Annotated in this window: 7 protein-coding genes; 6 read left to right on the top strand and 1 reads right to left on the bottom strand. The window is 58.9% G+C overall.

Annotation, left to right across the window (positions count from 1 at the left end):
- Positions 1-16: 16 nt before the first annotated feature.
- The 5 genes from PBR20603_RS22355 (at position 17) to PBR20603_RS22335 (ending at position 5948) form a co-directional block, all read left to right on the top strand.
- A complete protein-coding gene (locus tag PBR20603_RS22355) occupies positions 17-2062 on the top strand; it encodes a hybrid sensor histidine kinase/response regulator (RefSeq protein WP_174978028.1) in 2046 nt (681 codons plus the stop codon).
- Positions 2063-2247: 185 nt separating this feature from the next.
- A complete protein-coding gene (locus PBR20603_RS22350; protein WP_150561643.1) occupies positions 2248-3051 on the top strand; it encodes a helix-turn-helix transcriptional regulator in 804 nt (267 codons plus the stop codon).
- Complete coding sequence (locus PBR20603_RS22345; RefSeq protein WP_150561642.1) at positions 3048-3974, top strand: helix-turn-helix domain-containing protein; 927 nt, start codon at positions 3048-3050, stop codon at positions 3972-3974. The genes PBR20603_RS22350 and PBR20603_RS22345 overlap by 4 nt, the downstream gene beginning before the upstream one ends.
- A 1-nt stretch (position 3975) precedes the next feature.
- On the top strand, positions 3976-4797 hold the full coding sequence (locus PBR20603_RS22340) for a hypothetical protein (protein WP_150561641.1): 822 nt from the start codon (positions 3976-3978) through the stop codon (positions 4795-4797).
- Positions 4798-4811: 14 nt separating this feature from the next.
- On the top strand, positions 4812-5948 hold the full coding sequence (locus PBR20603_RS22335) for a choloylglycine hydrolase family protein (RefSeq protein ID WP_217425992.1): 1137 nt from the start codon (positions 4812-4814) through the stop codon (positions 5946-5948).
- 717 nt (positions 5949-6665) lie between these two features.
- On the opposite strand, the gene PBR20603_RS22330 is transcribed toward PBR20603_RS22335, so the two are convergent.
- A complete protein-coding gene (locus PBR20603_RS22330) occupies positions 6666-7052 on the bottom strand; it encodes a hypothetical protein (protein WP_150561640.1) in 387 nt (128 codons plus the stop codon).
- A 557-nt stretch (positions 7053-7609) separates the two neighbouring features.
- On the opposite strand from PBR20603_RS22330, the gene PBR20603_RS22325 reads away from it, so the two are divergent.
- Positions 7610-12100, top strand: a complete 4491-nt coding sequence (locus PBR20603_RS22325) for an autotransporter outer membrane beta-barrel domain-containing protein (RefSeq protein ID WP_174978027.1) — start codon at positions 7610-7612, stop codon at positions 12098-12100.
- The last annotated feature ends 148 nt before the right edge of the window (positions 12101-12248 follow it).

Here is a 12248-nt window from a genome sequence, read left to right as displayed (position 1 = left end):
TGACCTCCGGTGTTTGATGCCGGACTGGACGGTCGTGTTTGTGCCGTTGCTCGTGGTTTCGTTGGTCTTCGCAGTGGTTTGGTTGTGCGTGGAGCGGTCGCGACGGCGCGGTGCCGAACGGGCGCTGACATTTCAGAAAGAACTTCAGGCGATGGTGATGGATGCCACGCCCACGCCCATTCTCGTCCAGGATCGACAAGGCCGCTATCTCGCCGTCAATCCGGCATTCGAAGATGCACTGGGCCTGAGGGCGGACCAATTGATCGGCCGCCCGGTGAGTGACGCCGGCATGCTGGATTCGCACGGCTGGGCGAAGCTGCGGAACAGCCTGCAACAGGTCTTTGCGACAGGAGTGCGCGTCAAGGACTCGATACACTTTATGACGGCGGACGGTGAGCGTCGCGAGGCGCTCTATTGGGTGCGCGCATGCGTGAGCACCAGTGGCCGCATAGACGCCGTATTGGCCGCATTTCTCGATGTCTCCGATCTTCGACGCATGGAGCGAGCTGCGGAAGCGGCTTCCGCTGCGAAGGACACCTTGCTGGCGACAGTCAGTCACGAGTTGCGCACACCATTAAGTGGCGTTGTTGGCCTGCTCGAATTGCTTGGCGTAGCAGATATCGGCAGCGAGAACCAGCGGCTGGTCGGAACCGCGCGCGCGGCGGCCGGCATCTTGACATCAATCCTTGACGACGTGCTCACGTACTCGGCGGCAATACATGGTAAGCCAGCCCTGAGAATTGCTCCTGTGTCGATTGATTGTGTTTCCCGTGAGATAGGTCAACTGGTCGCACCGACGGCGCACAAGAAGGGGCTCGACTTCGAAGTGAACCTGTCGGCCGCCCTTGCGCCCGCCTATATGGCCGATCCCCGTCGCGTCGGGCAAATTCTCTTGAATCTCTTGGGCAACGCGGTGAAATTCACCGAGGTGGGCGGCGTATCGTTGCGCGTCTTTTCCGAAGCCGCCGCGCCAGGCCACGAGACCGTGCTGTTCGAAGTGAGCGACACGGGCATCGGTATTGATCCATCTGAGCGGACGCGAGTGTTCTCGCCCTTCGTACGAGGCAAGGGCGCCGGCCACGAAGTCGGTGGCGTGGGGTTGGGGCTTGCCGTCACACACGGACTGGTAAAGGCGATGGGAGGGGAAATTCTGGTGACCGAGCGCGATGGCGGTGGCACCACGATGTTGGTCTCGCTTCCCTTGGCGATCGCCGTCGATGAGCTGGCCGCGACGGATGCGCTGAGGCCCGATGTCGACATGGAGCCAGATCCGGTGACGGGGGCGGCGGCACCCATGCACCTCCTGGTGGTCGAAAATGAGGCGCTGAATCGGGATCTTCTGAAATTGCAGATATCGCGCTTGGGAATGACGTGTGACGCGGTCGAGGATGCCACGCAAGCGCTGCACCAGCTGACGCTCGTCAACTACGACGCCGTCATTACCGACTGCACGATGCCGGGCATGTCGGGCGTCGAGCTGATCGCCCGGTTACGGCAGTTTCCCGCGTGCCACCACTTGCCAGTCTATGCCCTGACCGCTAACGCCACACCTTCGCTACGCCAGGCCTGCATGGACGCAGGGGCGGACGAAGTGCTTATCAAGCCTGTCGACCTGGCGACGCTACGCGCTGTGCTGGCGCAAAGTCGGATGTCCGATCCTGCGTTGGAGCGAGCCCGGGAAGCACTTTCTCTCAGTGAAAACCCCGAGCTGAAGCGGCGTTTCCTCAATAGTCTTTCCGAGATTCGCGCGTCGCTAGCCACGCTGGACCAAGAGCAGGATCAGAGCAGAATCGGTGAGCTTGCACATCGTGCGGCGGGCGCGGCTGCCTGGTTCGGTCTACATGGACTTGCCCAGATCGCGCGCGAGACCGAGGACTCGGTGCTTGCTGGTATGCGGGGCAAGCCACTGGCCGAAATGACGATCTCCCTTTCATGTGCCATCGCGACCTCCATAGCGCAGGTGGCCGGCCCCGAATCGGGCACTTCCGTTCCGGCGGATATCCGTGGTTACCCAGAGGAAAACGGGGGGGTGGGGGGGGAGATACCAGGGAGAAACGAGTGAGACATAGAGGCGAGTTATGCCTCGTTGGTTCTCCGACAATGAACTCGACCGTCTGATCGGGGGCTCATTTCCTGTCATGCCGGTTGCGATCGGATACGGATAGGTGGCGCCAAGCCCCGCTGTGTCCAGATATTGACGCTGGAAATTCAAGCGCATGCGACGCGAATTTGCGGGGGAGCAATATATTGATCAAATCACACTATGGGGAACGCATCGTTCTGGTGGACAGTGGTATTGCCGGAACGGACGGCGTAACACTCAGCCCCGATGGGGGCGACGTGCATTACCGCATCGTCGGGAATATCGCAGAGGCCTTGTACTCCGCCGAGCTTGCGAATGCCGTTGCGCTGGTCCTGATGTCCGTCACGGAGCGGACGGTCGATGCCGTGATCCGCTGCACTCGGCTGCTTAAGAATGCGGTATCGGAGGCGCTACCACTCATGGTAGTCGGCCCGGCGGACTCGCCGTACCTGCGCGTTCAGTGCTTCCGCGCTGGCGCAGTGGACTATGTCGATGCCGGTTCGGGACGAGCCGAGATCGATGTGCGTGTCAGGGCACGTCTGAGGAGCGAGTGTAATGCGCCCCAGACAGCATCGATGGGATTGCCAGCCGTCGAGCGAGTTTCTCGTCGCTACGAGATCTATCGCCTCGCGGTCCGGTATCTGGCGAGCTGCGAGATCGGCGAAATGTCAAAGTCGGTTTTGGCGTCGCGTATCGGCGTGTCCACTGCCAACCTGGATTTGGCATTTCGCGAAGTGGCCGGTTGCAGCACGTCGCGTTTTCTTCGGCAACGCCGTATCGATTGCGCTCGGACGTTACTCAAAAGCAGTTCGCTGAGCGTGACAAGCATCGCCGAAGTGCTCGGCTTTTCCGATAGTGCGAACTTCGCGACAGCGTTTCGCCAGATCGTCGGACAAAGCCCGTCCCGGTATCGGGACGCACGTTGCGAGTTCGCCAGCGGCAGTTCATTGGGAGTGATCGAATCATGAACCGGCACGATGACATGGAATGCGCGACCCTTCTGACAGAACCTGTTGGCCGGCGTTCGTCGGGGGCGATTCGTTCGCAAGCGACGGTCTGGCTATTGACGGAGCGAGAGTCGATGTTCGAGCGCGCAACTGCAGCCCTGCGCGAACAACTGTTCGACGTCCGCGTCGTGTCCGATGGATGGCAGACGTACGACGATGCGCTTTTTTCACCACCCAACGTGGTCGTGGTTGATGGGGCGTTGCGCGGCATGGATGCCTGCGCGTTCTGCAGCCTCATACGTGGCGTGGACCGGCTTTTGAGACTGCCGTTGGTGGTGGTCGACGACGGTCGTTCGAGCGATGCCCGCACACGGGCGTTTGTCTCCGGGGCATCCGACTGCATTGTGTATCCCTTCCTTGCCGAGGAGTTAGTTGCGCGGCTGGGCTGGCAGATCAGGGCAGCTCGTCAAGGACGTCAGAGTAAGGGTGATGCGAAACCAGAGTCGAAATCCACCATGGCGAAGTCCGCCCAATACGCCATTGATCTGATCAAGGGGGAAGGACTTGGACGCTGGAACAGCAAGTCACTCGCGAGCCGGCTCGGACTGAGCGACCGGCGATTGACCGATCAGTTCAAGGCGTCGCTGGGCGTGTCTGTGGCGGACTATTTGCGCATGGAAAAAATGGAACGGGCTGCATGGTTGCTCAGGAACACGGGGGTCGCGGTGCGCGCAGTGGCGAAGGAGGCGGGATTTCGCAGCCCGTGCAACTTCAGTGTGGCGTTCAAGCGCCACAGCGGCATGTCACCTTCCGCGTTTCGAGTTTCGGCTGAACCTCAGCGTTCGGGCGAAAGTGCTCAGGCGGACAGTCCGCACGGCTGCGGGCGAGATCGTGACTTCCATCGTCAGGTTCGCGGCGCAAGTCACACAGAGGACATTTGCTGAGATGACCTGTCGCAACTTATTCGCACACGGCGTCGCTGCACTGGCGATGTGCGCAGCCCTGGGTTCACCCATATCTGCGCTGGGGCAGGTGAGCCAGACAGGCCAGACAGAGATAGCGGGAAACGACAACTGGTCCGTGGTCGTCAGCCCATATATCTGGGCGGCATCGCTCAGCGGTAATGGGGCCATCGGCCGATACGACGTGCCGGTCCGTGTTCCCTTCTCGACAATCTTGGGCAACCTCGATCTTGCATTGATGGGAGAGGTCGAACTCACCAACGGGCGCTATGGCGTCTATATGGATGGCCAGTACACGAGCGACGCCAAGGACGCAACGGTAGCCGGGGCTGCAGTGCGATTCGGCACGACCGCGAAAATGGTGACACTGGGCGGTTTTTTCCATGCTTGGTCGATCGAGAAGCCCGGCAATACCCTGTTCGGGAAATCGCGTGCCGTCACGATCGAGCCGACCTTCGGCCTGCGTTGGACGCAGGTTAATGCTTCTGCCGATCCGATCGTAGGCACACATACCGAGCGCTGGGTTGACCCGTTCATCGGCGTACGCGTGAGTGCTGACCTCTCGGAGCGCTGGAATCTCTTCGCCGAGGGCGACATCGGTGGTTTCGGTATCGGTTCGCGATTCAGCGCCAATTTGCAAACGTATTTCGGTTATCGGACGTTCGTCTTCAACAAGCCGACGATTTTGCGATTCGGATACCGCGTTTGGTATCAGGACTATGTCAACGATGGTGGTGGCATTGATCGCTTCGCATGGCGTGTGACACAGCATGGCCCGGTTGCTGGGCTTTCCATGGTCTTTTGACTCTGAGAGGATGTATGCGTAACAATGAAGCGTTCATTCAGCGATGGGTGGGCAAGGGTATTTCGACGCTTGTGGGCGTTGCAGTATTGCCGGTACTTCTCGTGTCCAACGTAGCACTGGCATGCACGAGCTTCATCCTCAACACGAGCGACGGCGGGCGAGTCTATGCGCGGACGATGGAGTTCGCGTTTCCGATGAAGTCGGACCTGATCCTGATCCCGCGCGGTTTTGCGCTCAACGCGACGTTGCCCGGGAAGGAGCATCGGGCTGAGTGGCATGGTCGCTACGCGGCGATCGGCATGAACGGTCTTGGGCTGCCCAGTCTTGTCGATGGGATGAACGAGAATGGTCTCGCCGGCGGCATTCTCTATTTCCCAGGGTTTGCGCAGTACACGAAGCAGCCGGATGCGAATGGGCGTCAGATGATGGCGCCGTGGGATTTCCTCACGTGGGCGCTAACGAATTTTGCCTCAGTTGCCGAGGTCAAGGCGGCGCTACCGAAGATTGCCCTCGTCGACATGAAGCAAGCGGACATGGGGATCGTGCCGCCGGTGCACTTCACGCTTCATGACCGGACTGGCGCGTCGATCGTGATCGAGCCGATTCACGGTGAACTGAAGGTTTACGACAACCCGATCGGCGTGCTCACGAACTCGCCTCCGTTCGAGTGGCACATGATCAACCTGCGTAACTATCTCAATCTGACGACCGCGGATGCGCCCACGAAAGAGATCGGTGGCGTGAAGCTCGCGCCGCTTGGCCAGGGGTCGGGTTTGCAGGGTATTCCTGGAGACACGACGCCACCGGCCCGCTTCATTCGCGCGATTGGTTACACCATCTCCGTTCAACGGGTGCCGAGCGGCGATCCCGGCGTGCGTCTGGCTGAGCATGTCGCGAATAGCTTCGACATTCCCAAGGGATGGGTGAAGACTACCGAAGCCGACGCGCCCGAGTACACACAGTGGACGGTTTTTGCGGATCTGAAGCGTCTGCGCTATTACATCAAGACCTACGACAACCCGGTGTTGAGGGGTGTTGGCTTTGATGGCATGGATCTGAATGGAACGTCGATCGTGAAGATTCCGTTCCAGACGTCCAGCGCGATCGGTTCGCTTACGGACGCGCCTGTTGCGGTCACGTATCGGCAGTGACAGTCGACGCGGCGCGTGGGGCGCTAAGCGCTTGCCGTATCCGTTTGCCGGGAACGCGCCTTAAGGCCCGGAGATCGAGAATAAGAATGAATATGTTGGCGGGCGCAGGGGGGCGGGCTGGCGCCGGCTATGTTGGACGTTGGCGTGAGCCAGGATATCTCGGGTGCCGAGGTCGAGATTCTCGTGGAGATGATCTGTGCGGCTCGCCCATCCTTGCGGATCAGCCCACGCAGTGGTGAGAGAGACGATCTCTGGCTGGGGAGTGAGGCGCGATGTGTGGCGCCCGCGACACATTCTTTCCGCTCTGGTCAGATCCCTACGTGCTAGCGGTTCCGTCTTGGCATGAGCGGACGATGAGAGCCAATTCATTGCTGGGGCGAATAGGCGACGGGAACTGGATTACCTGTCCGGCGCATCCTTCGCACGAGGTGCTCCATGCGTTTAATGGGGCGTGCGCCGATATTGCGCCAGCAACGCAGGCGGAGTCATTCGCGCTGGCGCTGAATTTGGTGGCTGCTAGTGTCAGCGTCGCCTATGCACCGCAGTCGATGGCCAATCAACAGCATGGGGTGGTCGGACGGTGCGTGCCACCGGTATCGGTCGGGAACCCGGTCGTTGATGGGTTGAGCGAGCGCCTGAGAGCGCTCACGAGACGCGCAGCCAGGTGACGGCTTTGTCGGTACGCGTGGCGTCTTAGGTGTCATGAGTTGCCGGAAACTAGGCATCGGCACGGTTCACTTCTTCGCGGACCGGATAGCTCGTCAGTTGGGCATGCAGCGCCTCGTAATCCATGCCGCTGTTCATCGCTGCAATGATCCCTTCTTTGAACTCGCGGAACTGCTTCACTCGCGTGCAGCAATGCATTGCGTCGTGGCAAATGGCAGACAGGGCCGGCGCCAGTGCATTGACGGCGCCTCTACCGAAATACCGTTCGATCTGAAGTTCAAGCGCAATCCCCGTGAATCTCGCTTTTTTCTCCGGTGGCAGCGTGTCATAGGTCGACGTACCGGTACTTGGCTCAATATTTTGCTCCGGATCGCTCGCCTCGATACGGGCGATCCCGACTTGCGATTCTCCGTCGAGTTTTTCATTTGCCTGGCTCACGGCTCACTAATTCGATCGTCGCACACAGGTCCGCCTGCCTCAACGCAAGCGCGGCCTGTGTTTCGGTGAACGTGCTCGTCTTCTTGGCGTTGACCTGACGGATTTTCCAATTCTCAGCGGTACCGTTTTCTGATGGGAAGGGGAAGCACTACAGACGCGTCGTGTTTGTAAGTGGGGGGGTATTCAATGGTCGGCGGATAAAAATCAAAGGCGTAGAAGGCCAAAGGAGGCGAGCATTTTGCCCTATGAACCTAGAGAATCCTCAGCGGCTGGGCCGCCGCCGAAGTCAATATACCGACAGATCTGCTCGTCGATTCTTTAAACCAATGAAAGACGCGTCAAATTTTCGCCCGACCCGACTCGTGATGGCGCTAGTCCTGGTGGGAGCCATGAGCTTATGGGGCCGCGGAGCCAAGGCAGCGTGTACGCCTGTGCTCATTAACCAAGGCGTCACGAATCAAAGTTTGAGTGCGTGCACGACAGTCGATGTCACGAACAGTAGAGATCTCTATGGGTGGCTGTTGAGCGGAGGTTCTTCCTATACGGCCGGCGACAAGGTGACGATTCAGAGCGTCGGCACCGATGCGGATAGAAGATGGGCGGGCGGCATTGTGATTTCTAACAATGCGTCTCTCGAGGCAATGGGCGATCTCAATATCAACTTGTCGATAAATGGGCGGCAATTGAACCGAGATTGGTGGGCGGGGATCTCGGTGGACGGGGCAAGTTCGACTTCGTTCACGCTCGCGCCTGGAGCAAGATTGACGATGAATATTGATGGAACCCATGATCCGAGTTCCCAAAGTTGGGCGGGGATTACTCTGGATGGGTACCTTGGGACCGTCACTCTGAACGGCCCGGTCGATATCACTGTCAGGAACTCGGATAACGCTTATGACGCGACTTCGGCTGCTATCTTCGTGGCGGCAGGGAAATTGATTGGGACCGATACGACGATCAAAAGCTATGGAGGGTCGTGGGGAGTCTATTCGTCTGGAAGTGGTTCTGTGACGCTATCTGGCCATATTGATATTAATCAATTGGGCATAGGAAAGGTGTCCGCGATCGGTGTGAGTAATGCTGGCAAGATATCAATTACGGGCGATGGGAACAGCACGATTCAGGCCGTTAGTACAGCAGTGAAAGCGTTCGGCGGTAGTGTCTCGCTCAAGAACATCTCCATTGGTAGTGGCGGAACGGTGGTCAATGTTTCCGGGACCACCTCATTTCCCGGCGCGTTCGATGCGACAGACGTTGCAATTAATAGCAGCGCAGACGGGGCATCTGGCGTTTTCGCGGTCGGAACCACAGATCATGTTGCCCTTTTCGACTCTCAGATCAAAACAACGGGGGATCGCTCGATCGGAGTGACGGTCGGCGGAACAGGGGGGGTTACGCTGGACTCAGCGGGCGCTAGTCTGGACTTGAGTAAAAGCAAGATCGAGACATACGGCGACCACTCGTCTGGGGTTGCCTTGACGGCGCCCGTTGGCACAAATTCGTCGCTAAGGTATACGCGAATTAGGACGTATGGTGGGAACTCAACCGGAATTCATGTGGGGTGGGCCGGTGGTCATCTGGACGTTTCGCAATCCGATGTGACGACGCAGGGGGACAATTCGACAGGCATTCAGGTCGATGCCGGTGCGCTTACGGTTGGTGGGCAGTCAGTCATCAAAACGCAAGGGCTTAATTCGCCTGCCGTCAACGTTTCGGCGGGCGGAAATGTGTCCATCGCGGACACGCAGATTACCACGTTGAATGATGGGTCTCCCGGTGTGGCGATTTCCGGCGGTACGGCGGTCCTCGGTGGCGGCACAATCATTGAAACTTCAGGCACTGGCGCGGCCGGAGTGGTGATTTCTGATCCGGGCGCAGCACTTACCATTAACCCCGGCGCAATGATTAAGACCCATGGGCAGGATGCCAACGGATTTAGCTTGTCGGGGGGAGGCGCGTTCGTTTTTGACGCTCAAGGTCTTCAACTTAGCAACATTTCATCGGATCACGGTGCGCTCATCTATGCCGATGGCGGGAGCGCCATCGAGATAACGGCGGAAAATCCGTTTGCGCCGCGAACCTCAACAATTCTTAGTGGTGTTCCGGCCAATTGGGGCGCTGTTGCTGGCCAGGGAGGCACTATCACGCTTGATGCCGGCGTGTCCACCAACGGTAATGCGATGCGAGCAGTTGCGGGTGGAACGCTGGTCTTTAAAGGGACCTCGTCGGCAGCAGACAGTATCGTACAACTCGACGCGCCGTTGCCCCCTTCGACGGGGACAGCGTCAGTGGCTGGCGGCAAACTCGACGCGACAACCCATGACGCAACCTTGGCGATTGGCGCCCTGACCGGAAACGGCGAGATTGCAGTGCGCGCCGGCACGACCATCGCCCTTGGCAGCGACCAGTTGAAAGGCGGCGGACCTTATCGGTTCAGCGGTTCGTTCACCGGTGGTTCCGTCGATATTGACAAGGCGGGCGCCAACACCCAGGTTCTCGCCGGAGATCAAACCTGGAGCGGCATCAACACCGCTAAAGTCGATGGTGGTGTTTTGGTGATCACAGGTCTTACTGACCCATCGACGTTTAACAAAACCATAACCATCGGTAACGGCTGGTTGGATCTATCTGGGACCAACGCTCAGTTCGATCCAAACCATCCCAATACTGCGGCGAACTGGAATGACCTCAATCTGCAATATTCGCCCGGCGGTACTGGGGGCGTGATTGGTTCGAACGACAAAATTGACGTCGCAGACGGGGATATTAGTTATCACATCGGCCACGGGGGCACCACGCCCAATGGCGACGGCGTCTATGTCGTCAAGAATGGCGCCGGCTTGACCACGCTCCAGGCCGATAACTCTTACGTTGGCAACACCCAAATAAATGGCGGCACGCTGCAGGTCTCTCGTGACAGTAATCTAGGCAATACGTCCATCGAGCGCGAAGTGCGCCTGCAGGGGGGCAACCTGCGGGTTGCGACGGATGCAAGCGGCACGCCATTTACTTCCAGCCGCGAACTGCAAGTGACGAAAAACGCTACGGTTACCGTTGACGCGGGCGTAGATGCCACGTTCGGCAGTGCTGCGACCTATGTCGACTCTGGTGGCAGTCGGAGCGCCGGCGGCGACGCCACTTTTATCAAGGACGGTACTGGCTCGCTCACGCTGGGGTACGTGGCATTAAGCGGCGGATTGGTTGTGACGGCCGGAAACTTTACTGCTAGCGGCGGTACCATCAGTCAGGCCAATGGCGGTCCGGCGATTAGTGCCGCTGGCGGCGCGAATGTGTCGCTCTCGGGCGTTACTGTGGATGGCGGTGCGGGGCTCGCCTACGACTTGACGTCTGCAGGCAGCAGCACCTTGACTGTCTCTGGCGCATCCCTTATCAAAGGCAACATCAATGCTGGCGTCACCGGTGCAAACGTCCACATCAAGCTCTCCGGCGGCAGTGAGTTCGATGGCGCTATCACACAGTCCGGTGGTGGCAGCGTCAATGCTACGCTTGCGGATACTAGCTCGGTCTGGAATCTGAGCGGCGACTCGACGGTACAGCAGCTAGCGAATAGTGGAACGATCACGTTTGCCACTCCATACGTCTTGGACGGTGTGCCTCAACACAAGACCCTTTCGATAGCAGGCGATTACGCAGGAGGCGGAACGATTGGGTTGAACACCTCCCTAAACGTAGGGGGGGCGCAGGGGCAGCAGACTGATAAGGTGCTCATCAGCGGCAATGCCAGCGGAACGACCCAACTGCATGTGACAGCGTCCGGCATGGGGGCGAATACTAATGTGCGCGATGACAACAAGGCCCATGCTGACGAAGGGATCTCGCTCGTGCAGGTCGGTGGCAATGCAACAGCGACATCGTTTCAGCTCGACAGGCCATACGTCACTGGCGCCAATAGCGCCTACCAGTACCGACTGTTCGCATACGGGACCGGATCCACCTGGGGCGCCGCTGACCCAACACAAAGCGCGCTCCCGAATGGCGATATCACGTGGGATTATCGCCTTCAGACAGCGTACGAAGACGATAGGGGCAACATCACGCCGGGGACGCCCAAAAACAATCCGGGTCGGCCGCTGCTGGTGCCACAGGTAAGTTCCTATCTGATCGCGCCGCTTGTTCTGCAGCGCTACAGTGCTGCGCTGATGGATGGACTGCATTCACGGCTGGGCGACATCCGTCATGGCGGTGGGGCCTCCCCGGTGGGGAGCGAAGCGTTTGCGCGGGTGTTTGGTGATACGGGCAGCTACGCGACGAACCTGCCGTTCACTCAATTCGGTTACGGCTACGACGAGCGTACACAGGCGCTACAGTTCGGCGGTAACGTCCTGCGTTACACGACCTCAGGCGGCGATGCGCTTCGTGTAGGCGTGGCTGCGGCGATCGGTTCGGTGCACGCGACACCGCGAGCTTCGGCGGCAAACAACAGTAGCGACCTGTCGATGCAGGCGCAAACGCTCGCGCTGACTGCGACCTGGATGTCCCGAGAAGGTTGGTATGCCGACGCGGTGTTAGGCGGCAGTTTCTACCGAAGCAGTGTCAATAGCCTGAGCCGAAACGTCGGCACGCTGTACGGCACTGGGTGGGATCTGGCGCTGGAAGGTGGTCGTCAAATCGAACTGCCGTCTGGTCTCATGCTTGAGCCTCGCGTTCAACTCTTGGGACACACCGCGAACTTCCGGCACATGACGGATGCCGATGGCGTTTCAGTGTCGATCAACAGCAGTCGCTCGATTACCGCGGGTACCGGCATGCGCGTCAGCTACCCGGTGCAAGGTGCGACGTCGACAGTGCGGCCCTATGTCGACATCGGTTGGAGCTTCACGCAAATGTACGGTGGAGAGGTCAACTTGACGGGGTTGCCATCGTTGATGACAGGCAACGCGGGCGGCGCCATACAACTTGCGGCCGGTGTGGTCGGCCAGATTAGCGACAGGCTGCAAGCCTATGCGGAAATCAGTGGCCAGATTCGTACCGGTGGATATGGAAACTCTGGGGTTGGCGGAAAGTTTGCTATTCGCTACGAGTTTTGATGGGATTTGGAAGATGATTGGCCAGCATTCAAATGAGATCAATGAAAAACAAAACGTTGAAAATTATCATGGCTGCAATCATTGCGACACGTGAGAGTGAAGACTTATTTTCTGGGTAGAGGCTCACGTAATAAAACCTGAGATGTCC

This window comes from Pandoraea bronchicola (assembly GCF_902459805.1).
GTDB classification, from domain to species: Bacteria; Pseudomonadota; Gammaproteobacteria; order Burkholderiales; family Burkholderiaceae; genus Pandoraea; species Pandoraea bronchicola.
The sequence above is the reverse complement of the archived record's forward strand: the minus strand, read 5'-3'. Positions and strand labels throughout refer to the sequence as shown.

Coding starts and splice junctions, on each gene's coding strand:
- PBR20603_RS22340 (WP_150561641.1), top strand. CDS start 3,976: ATGACCTGTCGCAACTTATTCGCACACGGCGTCGCTGCACTGGCGATG.
- PBR20603_RS22355 (WP_174978028.1), top strand. CDS start 17: ATGCCGGACTGGACGGTCGTGTTTGTGCCGTTGCTCGTGGTTTCGTTG.
- PBR20603_RS22345 (WP_150561642.1), top strand. CDS start 3,048: ATGAACCGGCACGATGACATGGAATGCGCGACCCTTCTGACAGAACCT.
- PBR20603_RS22335 (WP_217425992.1), top strand. CDS start 4,812: ATGCGTAACAATGAAGCGTTCATTCAGCGATGGGTGGGCAAGGGTATT.